We start from the raw sequence: 22765 nt of genomic DNA on the forward strand, positions 1-22765 counted from the left end.
ACTCCCGTAATCTATCAAACCCCGCCTGGCGCACGCCGGGCGGGGTTTGGTGCTTTTGGAGGTCAATTAATTCTTTATTCTATCCTTCCATCTTCAAATCACATAACTATATATATATTCGATTGCCGTATCTCCGTTTGTTGTTTTTAGCTACTTCTATGCGATTTTTCCTACTGCTACTAACGGTGCTGAGCTGCAGCGCGTTGGCTTGCGCCGCCCCGCCCAATGTGGTGCGCGATACGCTGCTGCTGAAGCTGCCCGACAGTCCCCACGTATCGGAGGCCTACCGCTACTACACCGAGCCGTTCGGCATTGCCCCCGACCCCGAGCAGGCCGAAGCCCAGTGGCGGGCCGGCAAATTCCGCACCGGCCGCTGGCACAAAACCTTCAACCTGGGGCTGCGCCACGAGCGGGTGTGGCTGCGGCTGGTGGTGCGCAACACCGAGCCCGAGCGGCTGCGCTTTCTGTGGAGCATCTTCAACTTCGCCGATAGCGCCGCGCTGTATTGTCGCCGCCCCGGCGAGGCGAAATTTACCCGCCTGGGCGCGGCCAGCTCCTGGGTGCCGGCCGCCGACCGCCCCTTTCCGGCCCGCTCACTCAGCTTCCCCTTCGTGCTCGATGCCGGGGCCACGGCCGTGCTCTACCTGCGCGTGGAGGTGCATACGGGCGGCATCTACCTGCCCACCTACATTGAGAATACCGAGCACTTTCTGGCCTGGGAGATGACCTTTCCCTTTGAGCGGCACTGGGTCTGGCTGCTGGGCTTCTACCTGAGCAGCGCCCTGTTCAACCTGGTGCTGTTTGCCTTCCTGCGCGACCGGATTCACCTGTGGTATCTGGCCTACGTGGCCTGCATCTCGCTGTTTCTGATGATGGAGGACGGGCTGGATGCCCTGCTGCTGCCCACCGGCCCCTACCGCCTGCTCTGGATGGTGGGGCAGTATAATTTCATGCTGCTAGCGGCGGCGGCGGGCATCCGCGTGATGCAGCTGTTTTTGCGCCTGCGCCAGGGCTGGCCCCGCCTGCAGCGGGCCGGCACCTGGCTGGCCGGACTGGCCGTGGCGTTTGTGGCCATTTATGCGGGGCTGTATCCGTGGGCCGTGTACCATAGCCTGCCGCTGGTGCAGGGGCTGAACACCGTGCGGGAAGTGGTGCTGCTGGCAGTGTTCGGCTACGGCTGGGTGGTGCTGCTCACGCTGCTGCTCAGCAAGCGGCGGCGGCACCTGGCGGGCCTGTATCTGCTCACCTACGTCTTCTTCCTCAGCGGCTTTGCCATTTTCTGGCTCAATCACATGGGCCTCACCAGCTTCAACCCCGTGTATCCGAATGCGCTGGCGTGGGGGCTGTTTTGTGAGCTGCTGGTGCTCAGTGCCCTGCTCACGGGCCGCTTCCGGCACACGCTACGCCAAAACGAGAAGCTGCGCATCCGGCAGCTGCGCCAGCGCAACAAGCTCAGCACCCGCCTCATTGCGGCCCAGGAAGAGGAGCGCGAGCAGCTGGCCCGCGAGCTGCACGACGCGCTGGGCCCCAATCTGGTAGCCCTAAATATGGCCTGGCAGGGCCAGGCGCTGCAGCAAGCGCTGGCCACCTCGCCCGAGGCCGCCGCCGTAGGCCGCCAGAGCGCCCTGCTGGTGCGCCATCTCTACGACAGCGTCCGCTCCCTGAGCCACGCGCTGCTGCCGGCCCAGCCCGGCCAGGCCACCCTGGCCGACTCGCTCCAGGCCCTGAGCGACCTGTTTAACCTCAATGGCTCGCCCACGGTGCAGATGCACTGCGACCCCACCCTGAACAGCCTGCCCGTGGCACTCCAGCTCACGGCCTACCGCATCGCCGCCGAGCTGCTCAACAACGCCATGCGCCACGCCCAGGCCAGCCTGGTGCAGGTGCAGCTGCAGCGCGCTGCCCGCCATCTGGAAATTAAGGTGCAGGACGATGGCCGGGGCTTCGGCACGCCCGCGCCGGGCTCCGGCATCGGGCTGCGCGGCGTGAAGGCCCGCGCCGCCTACCTGCGCGGCCAGGTCGATATCAACACCTCCGAGCAGGGCACTATTATTTTGGTGCTGCTGCCCTGGTGAGCAGGATTGCGCCATAGTTGCTCAGCCCCACAAACAAAAAGGCACCCGTTGCGCGGGTGCCTTTTTGTTTGCCTGAAACTGTAAACCGGGCCGCTAGTTCTTCAGCAGCTTGCGGGTGATGGCCTGCGGGCCTTCGCCCACCGTCAGCAGATACAGGCCGGGCGGCAGGCCGCGCAGGCTTAGCTGACCATCGGCGGTCAGGTGGGCGCGGAGCAGCACGCGGCCCGTCAGGTCGCGGACGTGTACGGCGGGCTTGGGTGCGGTGCCGGCCGGCAGCGTGATGGTCAGCAGGTCATGGGCGGGGTTGGGGTACAGGGCAAAGCCGGCGAGGTCCTGATCATTGCGGGTGGCGGTGCCCGTGTTCACCACAAACTGCTGATTGCTGATGGCGGAGTTAGTAGTGGTGAAAATCGTTATCCGGCCCGTGGTAGCGCCCACCGGCACCCGGGCCGTGAGCTGCGTGGGGTTGAGAACGGTAAACGTGTTGGTCGAAACTCCATTGAACAGCACCGCTACCGTGTTCTGCAGGTCGGTGCCGCTGATGGTGACGAGCGTGCCCACCGGCCCCGTAGCGGGAGCGAAGCTATTGATGACCGGAGCAGCCGCGCCCGTTACGATAAAGTTGAACGGGGCCGACGTGCCGCCGCCCGGCGCGGGGTTCGTCACTGTAACCGGATACGTGCCCGTAACGGCCCCCGGCGGCAAGCTCACCGACAGCTGCGTGGCCGACAGATAGGTGGTATTGCTCACCGGGGCCGTGGAGCGCACGATAGAGCCTGGCACGAAGCCCGTGCCCGTGACCACCAGCGTGAAAGCGCCCGAGCCAGGCGGCACCGAGGCCGGCGAAAGGCCCGTAATCGTTGGCACCGGGTTATTCGGGTTGCCGGTTACAATCAGGTTGGTGGCGCTGATGGCCGTGCCGCCCGGCGTGTCGACTTCAATGCGGCCCGTGGAAGAGCTGGTGGAGACCACAAAGGTGAGCTGCGTGGGGCTGATGACGTTGAACGCCCCCACCGGCTGACCGTTCAGCAGCACATCGAACACGTTGATGAAATTGGTGCCCGTCACGGTGACCAGCGTGCCGGCTACGGCGCTGGCCGGAGTGAAGCTCGTGATGGTGGGAATCGGCGCGGCCGGCACGATGAAATCGAACGGGGCCGAGGAGCCGCCACCCGGCGCAGGGTTCGTCACGACCACCGGATAGAAGCCCGGCACAGCTCCCGGCGGCAGATTCACGCTGATCTGGGTGGGCGAGATGTAGGTGATGCTGAGCGGGAAATTGTTGAACGTGACGGTCGAGCTGGGCAGGAAGCCCGTGCCCGTGATAACGAGCGTGAAAGCCCCCGACCCGGCCGGCACCGACGGCGGCGACAGGCTGCTGATGGTGGGCACCGGATTTGCGGGGTTGCCAGTCACTACCAGCTCGGTGGGGCTGGTGGCGATGCCGCCCGGTGTAGTAATGGTGATGCGGCCCGTAGAGGAACTGGTAGATACCACGAACGTAAGCTGCGTGGCGCTTACCACGTTGAAGCTGCCCACCGAGGCTCCGTTCAGCGTCACGCTGCTGGCCCCAGTGAAGTTGGTGCCCGTCACGGTGACCAGCGTGCCGGCCACGGCGCTGGCCGGCGCGAAGCTGCTGATAGTAGGAGCCGGCCCGGTGGTGGAGGTCACGTAGAAGTTGAATGGGGCCGACGTGCCACCGCCCGGCGCGGGGTTCGTCACCGTAACCGGATACGTGCCCGTGACGGCCCCCGGCGGCAGGCTCACCGACAGCTGCGTGGCCGACAGATACGTGGTGTTGCTCACCGGGGCCGTGGACTGCACAAAAGAGCCCGGCACGAAGCCTGTGCCCGTGACCACCAGCGTGAAAGCGCCCGAGCCAGGCGGCACCGAGGCCGGCGACAACCCCGTAATCGTTGGCACCGGGTTGGAGCCGGCGCCCTGTACCGTGTACACGCCCGTACTCTGCGCCGTACCGCTGGGGTTTATCACCCCAATGCGGCCGCTGGTGGCCCCCACGGGCACCACAAACACGATTTGCCCGTCATTGACCACGGTGAAGCTGGGCAAAGCCAGCCCATTGAGCGTGAGCGACGTGGCTCCCACAAAGCCGCTGCCCAGCACCGTGACTACCGTGCCCGCCGGGCCGCTGGTGGGCGAAAAGCTGCTGATGGCCGGCACCGCCAGCGGCGAAGCCGAGCGGCCGGGGCCGGCTGGGGCCGGTTGCGCGGCCGGCCAGGCGCGCCCACCAGCCGGCGGCGACAAACGCACCGGCGACAGCAGCGCCGACCAGCCGCCCGCCTGCCCGGAGCCGGGGGCCGCCCCGCGCGTCCAGGCGCTGGACTGCGCCACGGCGGCCGGGGTTTGCAGCCCAAAAATCAGCAGGAAAGCCAGCAGCAGCCGGAGAAGGCGGCCGGGGTTGGGGCCGACAAGCGGCCGGCCGGAATCAGTAGGATTGTGATGCATAAAGGGTAGAAAAAGTGAGAGAAGACAATTCGAAAGAGCCCCCGGTAACGGCAGCGCCCGGCGGCACCCCGGCAGCCGGCAAGCGCCCCAGCCCCGCGACTATAAACGGCGGTCAAACATACTGCCGCGGGCCAAAATTCGCAGCACGACAGCCTGATTGCGGGGAAGAAATATCGCCCAACCAGAAGCATCCGGCAAGAATCGTGGCCGCCCTGGCTTCCGGCGTGGCTGGGGTGCCGGTTTTAGCCGGAGCTATAACTGAGATATAAAAGTATCCATTTGGGTTGCATTGGCAGAGGTGGTTTCTATCCTGCTCTACCGCTCCGCTTCTCCCTGCCGCACCGCTTGCCAGCTAGCTTACGCTGCCAGCCCCGGCTACGCCACGGCCGCTTCGGTCACTTTGCCAATGTCGCTGCTCACCTTCTGAATGAACTCCAGCTGCTCCAGCAGCAGGCGGTCGTCGGGGGTGAGGTTGGCTTTTTTGAGCAGCACGGGCTCGGGGGCGGCGGTTTCGGGGGCGGGCGAGCCGGCGGGAGTGGGGGCTTCCAGCCGGCGCTGGCTGCGGCTAAGGGATGCCAGGGCCTGGCGCACGGCCCGCAGGCCCTCGGCGGGGTAGGTGGGGCGGCTATTGGCCAGAATGGCGGAGGTGATGGTGGCAATGTTGGAAGAGAGAATGTGGTTCAATACCACGAACTGATGCACCTGGGCGCTGTTGCGCTGCTTGCTTTTGGGCTCCGAGAGCATCCTTTGGAAGGCCGCCGCCAGGTTGGCCGCACTCACATACACGGCCTTGCGCGTGAGGCGGTAGTCGGTGGGCTGAATGGGCGTGCCGGCCAGGCTGTCGGCCAGCTTCTGCAGGTAGCTGCCGTTGGCGGCCAGCACGGCCCGCATAAAGTCGCGCAGCTGGTCCTTTTCCCAGCGCGGAAACAGCAGGTAGCCGGCCGCGAAGGCAATGACGCAGCCGATGAGCGTATCGAGCACCCGCTCACCCACCACATCCAGATACCCCATACCCAGAAAGCTGAACACGATGAGCAGGTAGGGCGTGAGGGCAATGACGGTGACGATGTAGTTGATGCGCTGGAAGCTGTAGGCCACCACCATCAGCACCACCAGCAGCGCGAGCTGGGCCCTGGTATCGGGCAAAAAGAGCAGCACGCCCACCCCAATAGCAGCTCCCACCACCGTGCCCAGCACGCGCTGGTAGTTACGCTGCTTGGTGAGGCTGAAGGCGGGCTTGAGCATGTAGGTAATCGTCATCAGAATCCAGTAGCCGTGGGGGCCGTGCAGGAAAAACTTCGACACGATATACCCCGTCAGGCAGGCCAGCGTCATGCGCACGGAGTGCCGGAACACCGACGAGCTAAACGTGAGGTTGTCGCGCAGGGCCTTCAGGTCGATGATCTGGTGCGACACGAACTGGTGGTACTCGGTGGCGCCGCCGCGGGCCGGGGCGGCGGCCTGGCTGTCGAAGTAGATGAGGATGTCGCGCACGCGCTGGGTGAGGTTGCGCAGGTTCACCAGGATCTTCTTCAGCACCAGGCTGCTGACCTCGGGGTGGCGGGCGGCTTGCGCATCAATGAGCTGCTTGAGGCGCTCCAGCCGGCCGGGCAGATCGGCGTGGCTGCGGTAGGGCCGGTTGGCCTGAATGGCCAGCCCGATGCCATCCAGCTCCACGGCCAGATAATGGATAAACGCTGCCACTTCGGTGAGCACACCCGTAGCCGCGTAGCGCGCGCGCAGGTCGGCGTAGTCGTAATACGTGGCCGTGATGTGCTCGTACAAATCCACCACATCCACGAAGGTAAGTACCATGCGCCGCCCCACGCTGGTCGATTCGTTCACGATCTGGCGGGTCCGGAACAGCACCTCGCGCACAGCATCCTGCTTTTCGCTCACTACCACCTGCTGGGCCACCAGGCGGCGGTAGTCGGTGGCCAGATCGGTTTCGGTGCGGTAGAAGGCGGCTTTTATCTCCAGAAACTGCGCAATGGCGTGCACGCACTGCCCCAGCGCCTGCTGGGCCGGCCGGTAGGGCCGCACCTGGTAGGCCAGCCCCGCCACGGCCGCATACCAGAGCCCGCCCGCCAGCACCAGCGCGCTGTAGGGCAGCACCTGGGCCGGGGGCAGGTTCTGGTCCATCATCAGAATCATGATGAGCAGCGAGGCCGTGCCCACCAGCGAGGCCCGCAGGCCATACACTAGCAGCATGGTGAAGGCGAAGCTGAGCGCCACCACTTCCAGCCCCATCAGCAGCACATTGCCCCGAATGAAGCCCGTGAGCAGCGCCACCAGAAACACCGATAGGTTGGCGTAGAGCATCCCGTTGCGCTTGTGCTCCACCGGCCCCGGCACATCCACCACGCTCACGCACACGGCCCCCGTCGAGAGCGTAATGCCGGTTTCGAGGTGCCCGAGCCAGCCAAACAGCAGCGACGGCAGCAGAATAGACAGCGTGATGCGCACGCCGTCGGAGAAATCCTGGCTGGAAAAGAAGTACTGGATCTGGCGGTAGCGGTCGGTCATTGCGGCGTGCGGCCGGCCTCGGGCCGGCTCCTACACGGGCAACATACGGATTAGGAGGCAGGACCGCAGCCGTCGGCGCGAAAATCGTTGCCGACGAGTTCAGCCGGCCATTTTCCGATCCTGGGGCAAGCTGTTGATGCGTTGCCGGCAATACTGCTGGGCATCGAGCAGCGTGGGTACGATGAGCGGGGCCAGCGCGGGGTCCTGGGCCACCAGCTCGCGGCGCACCGCCTCGCTCAGGTGGCACAAAACCAGGCTGATGCCCTTGCGGTTCATCTTGCGGCCGAAGCGGGCCAGCAGCTCGGCCGCGTGGCCGGGCACGTGCTGCAGGTAGCTGCAATCGACCCAGATGCTGACTTTGCCGCTGCGCGAGGCGCGGCTCAGGGCGTGGAGCAAGGCCTGGTCGGCGTCGGTAGCGGGGGCTACATCGTCCACCAAAATCAGCAGGTAGCTCTCAGGTAAAATTTCGCGATAGACTTCCATTAAAGTAAGGAAAAGAGGTAGTTGATCCGGTGGTGGGGCAGGGAGCGGGCACTTAGTAGGTAAAGCCGGGCCAGCATAAAGCGGCCCGTAGGGCAATAAAGCGAAGCCATCAGCCGGGGGCTTTTCGCTTCTGCTTCCAATGCTGCAACAGGTGAGCTAACGCCGCCGGGGCAGCCGATACTCCATCTTCTCTAAGCAGACTAATGCGGGCAGGTAAAATACTGATTGTTTGCTATGTGCGTACAAATGTCAGACTACAATAAGCCCCCAATAGTTTCACAAGTCAATGGATTGCAGGAATAGTATAAAACATTATTCCGCTACTCGAATGCACTTTCCCGCGAGCCGGCAACGAGCTTCACCGCGCTTCAGAAAGCGTAGAAGCAGTATTGATCGGGGCGTTGTTGCAGTACCGGCAAGCGAGTAAAACCCACTAAATTCCCCCCTAAAGTCCAACCACACCAAGCCGCTGATTCGCAGCCTTTTCGCCGGCTTAATACAGAATATCGTTGACGGGCTTCAGGGCGGGGGGCAGGTCGGTTTCGCCCAGCATCTCGCGCAGATCTATTTCGATGGTGCGGCACAGGGCCGTCATCGCTACGTCGTTCATCTGGTTTTCAAACGGATTCTCGCTGGTGTGGCCCACCACCTCAATGGTGTTGAACACCCACGAGACGAGCATGGAAAACGGCACCGTCAGCCAGATGTGGTCGGGGCCCATGTCGGCAAACTCGCCGATGAGGCCCAGCGGCAGCAGCGCAATGAACAGCCACACGAACACGTAGCTGAAAAAGGCGTACTGGCGCGGAAACGGCGTGTTTTTGATTCGCTCGCAGCCGCCCTGCAGCTCGTAGAGCTGTTCCAGGGTGCGCATCATGCTCACGTGCTGAAAGTCGTTGAGCAGGCCGCGCTCCTCGCGCAGGCGGCGCAGCTCGGCGGCCTGCTCGCGCAGCAGGTGCGTGGGCGGGTTCTGGCGGGTCCGCATCAACGCCGCTTCGGCCGCGGTCAGAAACGGGGCCACTTCCGCGTCCCACAGCTCGGGCTGGCGGCGCAGGCGCAGGCGCAGGGCATTGCACCACGCAATCTGCCGGTAGATGAGGCTGCGGTGGCGCTGGCTCAGCTCGGCGGCCGTGGCGGCCGGCCCGTCCACATCGGGCGAGCTGACCTGCGAGGTAATCAGCTCCAGCACCTGCATGGCCCAGGTGCGGCTGTTGTTCACGATGCCGCCCCAAATCTGGCGGGCATCCAGAAACCGGTCGTAGGAACCGTTGTTTTTGAAGCCGATATAGAAGGAAACCGCAATGCCGAGCGTGCCCACCGGCTGCCAGGGAATGGATACCGAGTGCAGCCCCAGCGGCCCATACGTGAGGCAAACCAGCGCCGACCATGCCGCAAAAATGAGCAGGCTGCGCCAGGAGTGTTCGAAAATAAGCTGCCAGCGAAGATTGTTGCGAAGGTACATGCGGGAGGAAAACTGATGAAAAGCCGGCCGCCGCGGGCCGGCTTCCAGCTCGCCAAACTAACGGCAGCGCCTCCGATAAGTTGGCCCCACAGGCAGCGCGGCCCCTACCCTTCCTCCGTGTCGTCGAGGGCGATGCCCATGAGTTGCATGAGCTTGCTGGCGTTGAAGCTGCCGCACACGCCGGGCGTGAGGTGGTAGTCGAACAGGATCTGGTCGCCCTCAATCACGCTGTTGAAGCTGTAGTTGGTCACGGCCTGCGGCAGCTCGTCGGCCATGGCGGCCAGCTCCAGGTCGTGGGTGCTGATGAGGCCACTGGCGGGGCGCTGGTGCAGCTGCCGGATGAGGGCGCGCGCCCCGCGGTGCCGGTCGCGGGAGTTGGTGCCCTTCAGAATCTCATCGAGGAGGTAGAAAACCGGGAATTGAGGAGTGGTTGTTGGTTGTGGGCTATTGGTTTCTGGCTCGGCAGTGGGCTCATCGTCGGGTCGGCCTGGCTCATTGCTCATTGTCATGGTCAGCAGCAGGCGCAGGCGCTTGAGCTCGGCGTAGAACGAGGACGTGCTTTCGGCCAGATTATCCTGGGTGCGCATGGCCGAATATACCTGGGCCGGGCTCAGTCGCAGCCGCCGGGCGCACACCACGCCGCCGGCCAGGGCCAGCACCACATTCAGCCCCACGGTACGCAGAAACGTGCTTTTGCCCGACATATTGGAACCCGTGATGATGGCCGTGCGGCCGTAGCCGCTGGTCTGGAAGTCGTTGGTGGTGCGCGCGGCGCTGAAGATGAGCGGGTGGCCCAGCCCTTCGGCCGTCACTTCGAGCGGCTCTGGGCTGAGCGTGGGCACGGCGTAGGTGGGGTTGGCAAATTGAAAGCCCGCCAGACTCACCAGCGCCTCCAGCTCGGCCTGCACTTCCAGCACCGTAGTCAGCTCGGGGCCGAGGTGGCGCTTCCAGCGCTCCAGCTGCCACATGGCGTGTAGATCCCAGAGCAGCAGGCTATTGGTGAGCAGCAGGGCCAACGGGTGCTCGCGCACCGCAAACATGCCGGCTACCGTGGCCAGCCGGCCCAGCCGCACCGTGGCCGCCGTGCCGTGGCTGGCCGCCCGCAGCCGCTCGCGCAGTTCCCGAAGGCGCGGAGCCTGCCAGGCGTGCTCGGCATCATCTTCAAATAAGGAAAGCTGGGCCTGCGTGGCGCGCAGCGCGTCGCGCATGGCCAGGGCGTGCTCCGCATATTCGGCCCGCACGGCCCCGAAACGGCCACCGAACACCGTGATGACGAGCACCACGGCTGCCACCGCCTTGTAGCCAAAGCCCAACACCCCCGCCACAATGGCAGCCAGCAGCACCAGCGGCAGCAGAATCAGTATGGGCTTCAGCCAGGGCTTGCCCAGGAAATAATCGGGGCGGGCGAGCCAGGTACTGAACGCGCGGGGGTCGGCTTGTTGGTGGGGGAAATGGCGGGCGCGGGCCTGCCACTGCTGCCGCCATGCGGTTTCGGGAGCCAGCTCGGCGGCGGCCTGCTGGCGGGCCACCACCTCCGGGGCCGCCGCCGGGGCCAGCAGCCAGCCGGCCAGCCAGTCGTTGCCGAGGCGGGTGGTGGCGCGGTTCAGCAGCTGAAACAGCGAGTGGGAGCCGAACACGTCGAGGTCAGCGGCGTAGGCGTGCTGAGCATCGAGGTAGCGCAGGCCGGTATCGAAGGCGCTGAGGCGGCCGGCGAGGCGGTCCAGCTCGTCCTGGTTGAGGCGGGCCAGCAGGTGGTGGTGGTCGCGCTGGTAGCGCATCTGCCCGTGCCAGCGCACCAGGGCCCAGAATGCCAGCCAGAGCGCCGACAGAAAAGCCAGTCCCGGCCCCACATACGCATGCGAAAACAGCCACCACGCCCCCCCCGCGCCGCCCGCAAACAGCAGCACCCGCAGCCAGCCGCCCAGCTGGTGCCGCCCGGCAAAGTGCTTTTCGCGCTCGGTGTGAGTGGTCAGGTTTTCGGTGAAAATATCAGCCGGAGCAATGGTAAGGGGACGAATAGCGGCGGAAACGGGCATAGGGGCACAAGTGGGCGAACTGCGAAGGTACGGCGCTTAGCCTGGCTACCTTGCTGCTCCGGTTGCTGGCCGGGAGTTTACAGTAAGGCCTGACGCGCAGTCACTCGGCTCAGCCGAGCGACCGGCTGAAGTCCCGCTACCGCTCAAACCGCACCGCCACCACCACATTCCGCCCCGGCGCGCTGATGCCCGAGGCGAAAACACGGTAGTTGGTGTCCAGTATGTTCTCCAGGCCGGCCTGCACGGCCCAGCGGGGGGTGAGCTGGTAGTTGCTGCGCACATTGAGCGTGTACCAGCCCAGCGCGCCGGCGGGCGTGGCCTGGGGTAGGTTGTCTTCGCCGGTGGGGCTATAGTCTTCGGTGCGCTTGCGGCCGTTGAAGAGCATGGAGCCTTCGGCCGTGAGACGGCGGTGCTGGTAGGTGAGGGCGGCGCGGCCAAATAGCGGCGCGATATGGTCGAGCGGTACGTCGGCGGTCAGGTCGCGGCCGTGGGTGTAGGTCAGGGTGCCGTCGAGGCGCAGGTGAGCGGGCAGGGCCAGCTGGGTGCGCACCGAGAGGCCCCGCACGCGGGCCCGGCCGGTATTCACGGTGGCCACGGTGGCGTAGGGCTGCCCGTTGAAAATAGTCGTCGTTTTCCCGTCGGGGGTGGCGAAGGGGCGCACCACCAGCGCGTCGCGCAGGTTGGTATAGAAGCCCGTGACGGCCACCAGCAGCCGGTCGGGCACCGTTTCCGACACTTCCGCTTCATAGTTCACCACCCGCTCCGGGCGCAGCCCAGGGTTCGGAATGATGAGTGTACCGTTGGTTTGCTCGAAGGTTTTGTTCAGGTCGTCCACGTTCGGGTTGCGGAAGCCGGTGGCCACCACGCCGCTCAGGCGCAGCCCGGCCGGCAGCATCGCCACCAGCCCCACGTTGCCATCCACCGACGAGGCGCGCTGCTTCACGCTCCGGTACTGCGTGTCAAAAAACCGCTGATCGAAGGCGGCCTCGGTGCGCACGTGGCTGTAGCGCAAGCCGTCGGACAGGATCAGGCGGTCGGTTATTTCCCAGCGGTGGGCCGCATACAGGCCGGCCGTGGCGTAAGTCGCGCCGTTGGGGTAGCGGGTGGCAATGGGCGTGCGCAGGCCCGTGGTCACGCTCACGCCCTCGCCCCGGCTGCGTACTTTGTTGTGCGTCAGCTCGGCGCCGTAGCGCAGCTCGTGGCGGCCAATGTTCTTGAACAGATCCAGGTTGGTGCTCAGCACGCGCACGTTTTCAGTGTTTTCCTGGCGCACGTCCTTGCCGAAGTCGCGCACCAGGCGGCTTTCCTGCACGGCCTGCACGGCGGGCGTCAGGCGCAGGCGGTCGTAGAGGCCGCTCGTGCGGGTCAGCTCCAGCTGGTAGCTGCCCAGCAGGCGCTGCTGGGGGCCGTAGCGCCACTCGGCGTAGCGCAGCGCCCCGTTGCGGTAAGTCTGCAGGCGGTCAAAGCGGGGCACCTCGGAAGTGGTGGAGAGCTGCAGGTTGAGCAGGTGGCGCTGGCCGGCCTGGGGCTGAAACAGCACTTTCTGCACCAAGTCGAGCTGGCGGTAGCCGCTGAACTTCTGGCGGTGGGGCTCGTCGTTGGTCAGCACTACATCCTTGCCATCCTGCCGCGCTGCATACTGCCGCACTTCGCCAAAGCCGGGGTAGTCTTTCAGCCCGCGGCGGCCCTTGCGCAGGTCGTCGAAATCGGTGGCGTTGAGGCTGGTGAAGGAGGCCCAGCGCCGCCAGCCCAGCGAGAAGTCGGTGTGGGCAGTTTTTTCGTGGGCGGCGCTGGCGTAGCGCAGCAGGTTGCTGGTATGCGCCGTGAAGCCGGTGCTATCGGCCAGCGCCGGGGTTTTGGTGTAGAGGCTGATGACGCCGCCCAGCGCGTCGGAGCCGTAGGGCACGGCACCCGCGCCGTTCAGAATTTCGACCCGCTCCAGGGAGTTGGCATCCACGCTGAGGATGTTCTGCAAATGGCCGGCGCGGTAGATGGCGTTGTTCAGGCGCACGCCATCCACCACCAGCAGCACCTTGTTGGCCTCGAAGCCGCGCAGCACCGGCGAGCCTCCGCCCAGCTGCGACTTCTGCACAAACACCCAGCCCGACTGCTGCAGGGCGTCGGCCGTGGTGGCCAGGTTTTGCAGCCGGATGGCGCGGGCCGTCAGCACGTCAATCTGCTGCGGAATATCAGCCTTGCGCTCCTGCACGCGGTTGGCCGAAATAACAACTTCATTCAGCCCGATAATCCGGCTCGAATCGGGCATTGCCCGTTGGGCCCAGGCAGCTGGGCAGATGAAGACACCCAGCAGCGCGGGTAGCAGCTGTTTCATGCGTAGTAATAGCTTTTAGTAATCCGGAATTTGTATTGAGCCACGCGGCCTTAGCGCGAAAACCTGTTTCGCGACGAGCAGGGCGAGTATCAGCGCCAGCTTACTGTATAACTCGCTGCGCTCGACGCGAAACAGATGTTCGCGCTACGGCCCTCAGCCTTTCACCACTGCCACGCACTTCAGCTCGATGGCAATGGGCGTGGGCAGGCAGTTGATTTCGACCGTGGTGCGGCAGGGCTGGCTGCTGGCGAAATACTCGGCGTAGAGGCGGTTGTAGACGTGAAAATCGTCCTTCATGTTGGTCAGAAACACCGTCACGTCCACCAGGTCTTCCCAGCGGGCCCCGGCCTCTTCCAGAATGTAGCGCACGTTCTGAAACACGGCGTGGCACTGGCTTTCGAAGTCGTAGCTGAGAATGTTGCCGTCTTCATCCAGCTCCACGCCGGGCACGGTTTTCTGGCCGCGCTGCCGCGGGCCTACGCCGGAAAGAAACAGCAGATTGCCGGCCCGGCGGGCGTGCGGATAGAGGCCCACCGGCTCGGGGGCGCGGCTGGAGTTGTGGGCGGTGGAGGTTTCGTCAGGTGCCATAGAGTCAAAACTACCGAATTCCGGCGCAATCCGTACGCCCAAAGGCGCGTTTGTGGGGTGGTGCGGTTGTTGCCGGGCCACCGGGCGTTGTTTCCCTTCTAATTCCTGCTGCTATGCTTCCTTTCCTCCGCCGGCTCGTGCTGCTCGGGGCGCTCAGCGCCGTTTCGCTCTCCGCGGCCCAGGCCCAGAAAAAGCTCAAATATCCGAAGCCCCAGCCCGACCAGATCTACGATGCCGTGCAGAAGCCTGCTGTGCCTGTGGGCGGCCTGCAGGCCTACGCCGGCTACCTCGCCAAAAATCAGCAATACCCCACCAAAGCCCTGCAAAGCGGCCTGGAAGGCACCGTGAACGTGACGTTTGTGGTGGAAAAGTCGGGCGTGATTTCCAACGTAGCCGTACTGCAGCCCCTCAGTCCGGCCCTGGATGCGGAAGCCATTCGCCTCATTAAAGGCGGGCCGAAATGGACCCCGGCCGAGCACCGCGGCGGCCGGGTGCGGCAGCGCGTCACGGTGCCTATTTCCTTTCTCCTGCCGCTGGGTGCCGGCGGCCCCGCCCCGGCCACCGCCGAGGAGCAGACCGTCCCGACCAGCCCCGGCGGCCCCACCGTGGTGAAAGCCGAGCAGCCCGCCCGGCCCGTGGGCGGCACCGAGGCCTTTTTCGAATGGATTCAGAAAAACCAGCGCTACCCCGACCTGGCCCGCCAGCGCAAAATCGAAGGCCGCGTGCCGGTAGAGTTCATGATTCAGCCCGACGGCTCGCTGACCGACGTGAAGCTGGCCGGCAAGCGCCTGGGCTCGGGCCTCGATGAGGAAGCCCTGCGCCTGATAAAAGCCGCGCCCAAATGGGAGCCGGCCCGGTTTCAGGGCAAGCCGGTGAAGCAAAAGATGGTGCTTCCGGTTATCTTTCAGTTGTAGCGCTGGCTTGCCTGCAACGCCTCTGGCGGCTAAAGCATCTTTACGACGGCGGCCTGGTCGATGCTCCGGTCCGGCGGCTTTTCCGCCGTCGGACCGGTCGTCGTTGTCATCAGTTGTTCTCGCGGCGACCGGCCGACGGCGGAAAAAGCCGCCGTACCGGAGCAGACACTTACAATATTCCGCCGTGCCGCTCGTCCTGCCCATCGTATTCCTCCCTCCCATTACCGTATGCTTGCTCCCCTGCCCCTCCTTTCAGCCCCGCCCGTGGCCCCCATGCAGCCTTCGCCACCTGCGGATGCGCTGACCATCTGGCCCTACCAGGCCCGCTTCCGGCAGGCGGCCCAGGCCGTGGCAGTGGGCATTTTTGATGCGCTGGATGAGGAGCTGGACCCCGATGTGCTGCTCGTGGGCATTCCGCTGGCCCACACGACCGCCGAAGCCGCCTGCCTGGAACCCGCCGACTGCGGCCTTGACCTGAGCCACTTCCGCGACGTATCGGCCCGGGGCCAGTATTTTCAGCGCACCGAGCCCTGGCCCATGCCCGAGCGGGAGCACATGACCGCCGAAATTGCCGAGCGTCGCCACCACGCGCTGGGTCTGCGACGCGCCATGCAGGAAGTGCTCGATGCGCTGGACTCGCCCACCGGCAAGCAGCAGTACTTCGCCGGCTGGCCCATCCAGATCGGCGATTTCTACGTGCTGACGGTGCTGCGGCTGAACCGCAAAGCGTTGCGCCTGCACCCGTCATTGCGCCCCGACCGCTTCTACACCGATGGCCGGCCGCTGGCTCCTTCGCTCATCATGGCGGCCATGTTCCGCTTTCATGAGGAGTGTATCAAGTCGCTCACGGAGCCGGAGCCGGGCTCGGGGCTGCTGGTGCGCCCCCGCGAAACCGAGGAGCTGCTGCGCGCCGCCGGCAAGCTGCTGATGGATACGCCGGCCCAGGCCCTGGGCATGAGCCCCGCGGCGGCCAAGCTCTTTACCACCTGCAATACCATTTCCTCGCTGCGCTACGAAGGGGCTGAGGGCGTGGGCAAGCTGCTGCTGGCCCGCCGCCGCCACCCCAATCTGGAGGAAGTGTTTGCCCTCACCTGCCCCACCCCGCTCACCGACTACCGGGCCGTGCGCAAGCTGCTCGAAATGACCACCGCCGATGTGAGCCTGCTCGCCGACGGCGAAAATGTGTATGCCCTGGGCCGCCAGATCGGCACCTACGATGCCACCCGCGAAGATCTGTTCCTCATCAACTTCGTGACGCACTACGCCTGGGAGTTTCAGCACGATGGGCGGGAGCTGATGCGCAGCCACTACGGCCTGCCCAGCCTACCCCGCACCCGCCTGAATCGCACCAGGTTCCGCAAAGACCTCAAACAAACTTTCGGGCTGAGCGACCCGGCCAAAGTGGAGCGCCTTTGGGACGTGGTGCTCGAAGCCAGCCGCCAGAAGCACGGCACGCTGCTGGTCATCACCACCGAGGCCCTGGCCGAAGCCGACCGGCTCAAGCTGCAATGCACGCTCATCGAGCCCGTGCCGCTTACGCCGCTCATTACCCGCCTCATCACCGCCATCGACGGGGCCGTGCTGCTCGACCCCGAATCGTACTGCTATTCCATCGGCGTGATTCTGGACGGCAAGGCCAGCGGCCACGGCACCAGCACCCGCGGCGCCCGCTACAATTCCGCCATCCGCTACGTAGAAAGCAGCCCTTATCCCTGCATGGCTATAGTCGTGAGCGAGGACGGGCTGGTCGATGTCATTACCAAAGACAGTATCCGGGAAGAGTAATGGCCTTGGCCGGGCAGGCAACGCGCCGCCAGAACTGCTAAGCCGGTTTTCAGCCGAAAGATGCCCTTCCCAACGCTTTGGAAGGCAGATTTCAGTCGGAAGTACGCCTGCCCATCGTTTGGGAGGGCAGTAGTCAAACGAAAGATGACCTTCCCGTCGGCTGGAGGCCAGAATTCAGATGAAATCTGGCTTTCCAAACGTCTGGGAGCCATGATTCTGCTGAAAGATGCCCTCCCCATTGTTTGGAAGCCCTATCTCAGCCGAAGACTGCCCTTCCCCTCGTTTGCATAGCCTTCTTCCGGCTACAAACCTACCACCGCTACGCCGCTTCGTTCTTCGGCTACCGCCTCGCCCGATACGACCATGTGATGCGGAACACAGCCACCACGTCGCCGGCCTCATCGGTGCCGGTGCTGGTGCACACCACGGTGCGGCCTTCGCCGGTGGCGCGGCTTTCGGCAATGGCCTGGGCAATGCGCGGGCCGTCGGGGCTGGTGAAGGCAATCAGGCCTACGGCTTTCTTGGTGAATTCGGCCTCCAGGCCCACCACCAGCATCGATACCCGGCCGCCTTCGGTGTGCATCATGGAGAGCACGCCGCTGGCCATTTCGGCGGCCATGCTCAGGCAGGCAAAGTAGATGCTGCGAAACGGATTTTTGGTCAGGTACTTAAACGGCACCGTCACGGTGGCCCGCTCCGGCGTGATTTCGCGCAGGCGCAGCCCCGCCAGATACGCCATCGGCAGGCTGCGCAGCATGAACAGGCGCAGCTTCAGGGGGTTGGAAATGGTGCGCCGGAATGCGGCAGCCTGGGGCGTATCGGCGGGCGCGGGCAGGGCGGCCGCGGGAGTGGGCGAGGTCATGGGCAAGAGCAAAAAAGCGCCCCGGAGCGGGCACCAGTCAAGTTAAGGCTTTTTGGGCGATGCGCGGCGGGGCAATGGAGCCGGCTTGGGGGCCGGATAAATCGTCAGCTCCTTATAGGTTGAAACCGGGTCGGTTTCGCGGCGAAAATCCAGCTCCTCCAGCACGCCAATAACCAGCTCGGCGGTGGTATAGATGATATTGCCATCGAGCAGATGCCCGCCCAGGGTGCGGCCCGTGGAGTCGGCCATGGCTAGGTGCAGGTGGCTACCGTTGGTAGAAAGCGTGCCGACCAAAGACACGATTTCGAAGTGGCCCTTGTACACGGTGGGGCCATCCTGGTTGGCCAGCCGCAACGTGGCCGTAGTCAGGCTGCCCACGCACGTCACCACCGCCCCGGCCCGAATCTGGTGCTGCTCGGTGAAGGCCAGCAGCTGCTGGCGCAGATCCTGACCGGGGCCAAGACGCAACGCATACGTGCGCATGGGCGAAGAAAGGGCAGCAGGAGAAGCCGGAGCAGCCATAGAAACGGGCGGTTGCCGCTGGCCCAGCGCCGCCGGGGCACTCAGACACAGCAGCAGTAAGAGATACAAAAGACGCATACAACGCAGAGTTAGGCCCAAAGGTACGCGCCATTCTTCGGACCGGAACGCCCCACCCAGTCGCTCGGCTGTGCCGAATGACTGCGCGTGAGGCCTGAACGCAAAAAGCCGGCACGGGCCGGCTTTTGCATTGTTAAACGCTAGCTTCTAGCGGTTGAACCGCACGTCGCCGTAGCGCACTTTCACGTTCACCAACGCCGCGTTGCGCACCGGCACCACCCCAAACCGGCCCTGCATATCGCTCGACGATACGCTGTTTTCCTCGGCATCTACTTTCACCAGGCGCTTATCTACCAGCAGCTTGCCGTGCTGGGTGTTCACGTCGAAGTTGAAGCCCGTGCCGTCGGGGAAGTTGAGCAGAATGGTGCTGTAGCCGCCATCCACGTTGATGGCGCGGAAGTTTCGGCCCGTGGTGCGCACCTCAAACGAGGGGCAGTACTGCACCGCCATATCCAGGCGCTCCTCGATGCGGTCGATGCTGAAGCGGGAGTAGCCGGAGGTGCCGCGCAGGGTGCGCACGGTGCCCAGGGCTACTTCGCCGTACTTGCTCTGCACGTTCAGGTCCTGCACCGTGCCAATGTCGATGTCGGAGTAGTTGTTGCGCAGCGTCACGGCCTGGCCTTCATCAAGGCGCAGCTTGGAATAAGAGGCTTCGATGCTGGCTTTGCGGGCAAAGCTGACGGTAGCCTGGCCGTTGCCCACGCGCAGCAGATTCTGGGGGCCCTCCAGACGGCCGGTGCGCAGCGTGCCGTATTCCACGGCCAGGTCGGTGCTGCCGGTCAGGTCGTCGGCAATGCTGATTTCGCCGAAGGCCGTATGCACGCGCAGCGGCGTGTTTTTAGGCAGCCACACCGTGTAGTTCACTTCGTAGAGCTTGGTGCGGCTCCAACAGGCCCTGGGCATGGCCCCGAAGTGCGAGCGAAACGCCACGCCGCCGGTTTCGGCATCCTGGTCCGTGCTGCTCACCTGCATCATATCGAGCAGCTGCTGGGCCTTTTCGTCGGTATCGGCGCGGCTTATCATCTCCACGTCGGTCCGAATCTCATTACGGCTCCAAGTGTTGATCTGCACGCGGCCGTAGCGGGTATTAATGGCGTAGGAGCGGCCGGCCACGGCCGGGTAGATGCGGCTCAGCCGGCGGTTTTTTTCGCTGGACAGCGTCGGCTGGGCCTCTTCGCGGGCACTGGGCGCGGTTTGGGTAGGCTCCGGAGGCTTGCTGCCGTTCTGCGGGCCGGCGGCAGTGGCGTGGCTGCCCGCCGCCAGCAGGCTCAGCGCCAGCAAGCCGCATCTGACCAGTGCGGGGCGCTTTTTCATGGCTTGGGCTGGGCTTCCGAGTACTCCTGCACCTGAGCACGGGTGCGCAGCTGCTGGTTCAGAATGTCGAGCCGAATCTGCAGGTTGCGGTTCATGGCATCCAGCACTACATCAGGCTCCGGGTTGCGCGCCAGCTCTATTTTCAGCTGCTGGTAGGTCGAGTCGAGGGCCGTCAGCTCGCGCTGGTAGTCGGCGGGGGCCGCCTGTTGCAGCTGGGCATCCAGCTGGTTAAGCTCCGCCTGCCGCTCACGCAGCTGAATAGCGTAGTAGCTTTCCATGCGCTGCACGGCCGAAGCCACGCGCCGGGCGGGCGCTTCGGCGGCGGCCGTTGCTACCGGCTCCGCACCCAGCCCAAAGGGGTTTTCGGGCCGTAGCGCGGGTTTGGTGGGTGGGCTGACGGCTACGGTAGCTGCGCCGGTGGGCAGCCAAGCCGAGTGGCTCGCCGTCTTCGTCCAGAGCACGCCCAGGCCAGCCAGCAGCAACAGGGCCAGCGTGGCCGCTATGCCGTAGGCGTAGCGCGGGCGGCGGGCCGGCGTAGCGACCGGGTGCAGCGGCACGATGCGCAACGGAGACTCCGTTGGCACGGCGGCGGCCGGCTCAGTATCCAGCTCCCGGGCAATGGCATCCCACAAATCCGGGCGGGGCTCGAACGTGTCGAAGTCGGCACGGTGGTGCCCGACGAAGTCCTCAAGTCCGGTTTTATTCTCTTTCATGTCAGTAGTTATACGCACAATTCTTTCGGCCGCAGCCTTCTTTTACTCCGCCTGCAGCAGGCGGGCCACCGGCCTTACAAATGGCAAAAATTACAATCCATGCTGGCGGGCCAGCTCCAGTAGCTTCTTGCGGGCCCGGCTGTATTGCGACTTGGACGTCGATTCGGTGATGCCCATAATGCCGGCTATTTCGGCGTGGTCGTAGCCTTCAAGCAGGTACAGGCTCAGCACCACGCGGTAGCCGTCGGGCAGCTCCTGCACGCAGCGGCGCACCACATCGGCCCGCCACGACACTTCCTCGGGGTCGAGGCCGCCGTCGGCTTCCTCGGCCGCCGGCGCGTCGTGCTGCTCGGCCAGGGGCACCAGCTGCAGGCGGCGGCTGCGCAGGCAGTTGATGCTTTTGTTGATGACGATGCGCTTGAGCCAAGAGCCGAACGACGAGTCGCCCTTGTAGCTGTGCAGCTCGCGAAAAGCGCTCAGAAACGACTCTTGCAGCACATCCTCCGCCTCGGCGTAGTCGCCGGTGATGCGCACGGCAGCGTTGAACATGGCCTTGGCGTAGCGCTTGTAAATCTCGGCTTGGGCGCGCCGGTCGCCCAGGCGGCAGCGCTCCACGAGTGGAGCGTTGATGTCGGTGTATGCAAAGGCCTCCATACGATCCTGGGTTGGCGTTGAAGTGGAATCTGAGGGAATGTAAATATCCACCTTTCCGGGCTTAGCTGCTAGTGCTGATGGGTAAGTGCGGAAAAGACAAGCGGGCGGCCGCGGGGGTTGCATGGCGGGCCCGCATTCGCCCATTCACTCTCTCACTACCTATTTCCTCTTTCCGGCAGTGAAACAGTGGTTGCACCGGGGTTAGTTTATTCATTTTCTCATAAAACGTAAAAAACCTGCTCCGCTTCCGGAACAGGCTTTTTTGCGACGCCAGAGCGGAGCTTACACGTCGAACTTGATGCCCTGGGCCAGCGGGAGCTGGTCGGAGTAGTTGATGGTGTTGGTCTGGCGGCGCATGTATACTTTCCAGGCGTCGGAGCCCGACTCGCGGCCGCCGCCGGTTTCCTTCTCGCCGCCGAACGCCCCGCCGATTTCGGCGCCCGAGGTGCCGATGTTCACGTTGGCAATGCCGCAGTCGGAGCCGGTGGCGGAGAGGAAGGCTTCAGCCTCGCGCATGTTCAGGGTGAAGATGCTGGACGACAGGCCCTGCTTCACGCCATTCTGCAGCGTAATGGCATCATCCACCCCGCCCGAGTATTTGATGAGGTACAGAATGGGCGCGAAGGTTTCTTCCTGCACCGTGTGGTACTCGTTTTTAGCCTCAACCAGCGCCGGCTGCACGTAGGTGCCAGTCGGGTAGTCGGCGCCTTCCAGCACCTGGCCGCCGGTGAGCAGCTTGCCGCCTTCGGCCTGCACGGCCGCCAGAGCTTTGGTGAACATTTCCACGGCCTGCGTATCAATCAGCGGACCTACGAGCGTGCCTTCTTTCAGCGGATTGCCGATGGGCAGCTTAGGGTAAATGGCGAGCAGGCGCTGCTTCACATCCTCGAAAATGGACTCGTGGATGATGAGACGGCGCGTGGTGGTGCAGCGCTGCCCGGCGGTGCCCACGGCTCCGAACACCACGGCCCGCATAGCCATATCCAGGTCGGCGTGAGGCGTCAGAATGATGGCATTGTTGCCGCCCAGCTCCAGCAGGGCGCGGCCCAGGCGGCCGCCCACTACTTCGCCCACTTTCTTGCCCATACGCGTGCTGCCCGTGGCCGATACCAGCGGCACCCGCCCATCAGCGGCCATAGCGGCCCCAATTTCGGCCCCGCCGATGATAACGCTGAACACGCCTTCCGGCACGTCGTTTTCGGCCAGCACGTCTTTGATGATGTGCTGCACGGCCACGGCCACCAGCGGGGTTTTCTCCGAGGGCTTCCAGATGCTTACGTCGCCGCACACGGCGGCCAGCATGGCATTCCAGCTCCACACGGCCACCGGGAAGTTGAAGGCCGAGATGATGCCCACAATGCCCAGCGGCTGATACTGGTCGTACATGCGGTGGGCGGGGCGCTCGGAGTGCATGGTGAAGCCGTGCAGCTGCCGGCTCAGGCCCACGGCGAAGTCGCAGATGTCAATCATTTCCTGCACTTCGCCCAGGCCTTCCTGCATGATTTTGCCCATCTCGTAGCTCACCAGCTTGCCCAGCGGCTCCTTGAACTCGCGGAGCTTATTGCCGATCTGGCGCACGATTTCGCCGCGCTTCGGGGCCGGCATCAGCCGCCAGGTTTTGAAAGCTTCCTGGGCCGTGCGCACCACCTGCTCGTAGTCTTCCTCCGACGCCATGTGCACGGCGGCAATCTTGCGGCCATCGGCGGGCGAATAGACGGTTTTCAGGTCGGTGGTGCTGCCGCCCCAGGCCCGGCCGGTGCTGTAGGCGGCATTCTGGGGCTGCACGCCCAGCTCGCGCAATACGTGCTGGATGCCGTGCGGATCGGCGTGGGCCGGCGCGTCGCCGGTGGCAACGGCTTCTTCGAAGGCTTGTTTCATGGGAAGTAGAGTGGGGTGGATGGGATTGGGTTGGCGGGAGAGACTACCGGAGCGTAAAGCTAGCAAATAGGCGCGGG

Annotated in this window: 16 protein-coding genes; 3 read left to right on the forward strand and 13 right to left on the reverse strand. The window is 64.6% G+C overall.

The features are described 5' to 3' along the window. Window positions 1-158: 158 nt before the first annotated feature. On the forward strand, window positions 159-2075 hold the full coding sequence (locus tag BUB62_RS04925; protein ID WP_084538832.1) for a sensor histidine kinase: 1917 nt from the start codon (window positions 159-161) through the stop codon (window positions 2073-2075). Window positions 2076-2168: 93 nt separating this feature from the next. Here BUB62_RS04925 and BUB62_RS04930 read toward each other — a convergent pair whose 3' ends face one another. From BUB62_RS04930 to BUB62_RS04960, 7 genes are all read right to left on the reverse strand, one after another. Further along, window positions 2169-4541: an IPT/TIG domain-containing protein gene (locus BUB62_RS04930; RefSeq protein WP_073106917.1), complete on the reverse strand. Its 2373-nt coding sequence runs from the start codon at window positions 4539-4541 to the stop codon at window positions 2169-2171. Between the two features lie 375 nt (window positions 4542-4916). Next, window positions 4917-7067 (reverse strand): FUSC family membrane protein, encoded by a 2151-nt coding sequence (locus BUB62_RS04935; protein WP_073106920.1) that lies wholly within the window; start codon window positions 7065-7067, stop codon window positions 4917-4919. A gap of 99 nt (window positions 7068-7166) precedes the next feature. After that, window positions 7167-7550 carry a hypothetical protein gene (locus tag BUB62_RS04940; RefSeq protein WP_073106923.1) on the reverse strand — a complete coding sequence of 128 codons (384 nt, stop codon included), beginning with the start codon at window positions 7548-7550 and terminating at the stop codon, window positions 7167-7169. A 493-nt stretch (window positions 7551-8043) separates the two neighbouring features. After that, complete coding sequence (locus BUB62_RS04945; RefSeq protein ID WP_073106926.1) at window positions 8044-9012, reverse strand: bestrophin family protein; 969 nt, start codon at window positions 9010-9012, stop codon at window positions 8044-8046. 104 nt (window positions 9013-9116) lie between these two features. After that, entirely contained in the window at window positions 9117-11048 is a 1932-nt protein-coding gene (locus BUB62_RS04950) for a MutS-related protein (protein WP_084538833.1), read from the reverse strand. A 136-nt stretch (window positions 11049-11184) separates the two neighbouring features. Further along, window positions 11185-13380, reverse strand: coding sequence for a TonB-dependent receptor (locus BUB62_RS04955; protein ID WP_073106928.1), 2196 nt, complete (start codon window positions 13378-13380; stop codon window positions 11185-11187). A gap of 153 nt (window positions 13381-13533) precedes the next feature. Continuing rightward, window positions 13534-13968: a RidA family protein gene (locus BUB62_RS04960; RefSeq protein WP_073106931.1), complete on the reverse strand. Its 435-nt coding sequence runs from the start codon at window positions 13966-13968 to the stop codon at window positions 13534-13536. 113 nt (window positions 13969-14081) lie between these two features. Here BUB62_RS04960 and BUB62_RS04965 point away from each other — a divergent pair, with 113 nt between their 5' ends. Continuing rightward, window positions 14082-14882, forward strand: coding sequence for an energy transducer TonB (locus BUB62_RS04965; protein WP_073106934.1), 801 nt, complete (start codon window positions 14082-14084; stop codon window positions 14880-14882). Between the two features lie 228 nt (window positions 14883-15110). After that, on the forward strand, window positions 15111-16667 hold the full coding sequence (locus tag BUB62_RS04970) for a DNA integrity scanning protein DisA nucleotide-binding domain protein (RefSeq protein WP_159437407.1): 1557 nt from the start codon (window positions 15111-15113) through the stop codon (window positions 16665-16667). Between the two features lie 340 nt (window positions 16668-17007). On the opposite strand, the gene BUB62_RS04975 is transcribed toward BUB62_RS04970, so the two are convergent. The 6 genes from BUB62_RS04975 to amaB form a co-directional block, all read right to left on the reverse strand. Further along, the gene (locus tag BUB62_RS04975; RefSeq protein WP_234988632.1) at window positions 17008-17529 is read right to left on the reverse strand and encodes a PaaI family thioesterase; all 522 of its coding nucleotides are present in this window, start codon (window positions 17527-17529) and stop codon (window positions 17008-17010) included. A gap of 42 nt (window positions 17530-17571) precedes the next feature. After that, the gene (locus BUB62_RS04980; RefSeq protein ID WP_084538835.1) at window positions 17572-18129 is read right to left on the reverse strand and encodes a PPC domain-containing DNA-binding protein; all 558 of its coding nucleotides are present in this window, start codon (window positions 18127-18129) and stop codon (window positions 17572-17574) included. Between the two features lie 147 nt (window positions 18130-18276). Then, the gene (locus tag BUB62_RS04985) at window positions 18277-19443 is read right to left on the reverse strand and encodes a DUF4097 family beta strand repeat-containing protein (protein WP_143164033.1); all 1167 of its coding nucleotides are present in this window, start codon (window positions 19441-19443) and stop codon (window positions 18277-18279) included. Further along, window positions 19440-20156: a hypothetical protein gene (locus BUB62_RS04990; protein ID WP_073106944.1), complete on the reverse strand. Its 717-nt coding sequence runs from the start codon at window positions 20154-20156 to the stop codon at window positions 19440-19442. Before BUB62_RS04990 ends, BUB62_RS04985 begins: the two co-directional genes overlap by 4 nt. Before the next feature lie 90 nt (window positions 20157-20246). Then, the gene (locus tag BUB62_RS04995) at window positions 20247-20810 is read right to left on the reverse strand and encodes an RNA polymerase sigma factor (protein ID WP_073106947.1); all 564 of its coding nucleotides are present in this window, start codon (window positions 20808-20810) and stop codon (window positions 20247-20249) included. A 282-nt stretch (window positions 20811-21092) separates the two neighbouring features. Continuing rightward, window positions 21093-22688: an L-piperidine-6-carboxylate dehydrogenase gene (gene amaB / locus BUB62_RS05000; RefSeq protein WP_084538836.1), complete on the reverse strand. Its 1596-nt coding sequence runs from the start codon at window positions 22686-22688 to the stop codon at window positions 21093-21095. Between the last annotated feature and the right edge of the window lie 77 nt (window positions 22689-22765).

This window comes from Hymenobacter daecheongensis DSM 21074 (assembly GCF_900141805.1).
GTDB lineage: Bacteria > Bacteroidota > Bacteroidia > Cytophagales > Hymenobacteraceae > Hymenobacter > Hymenobacter daecheongensis.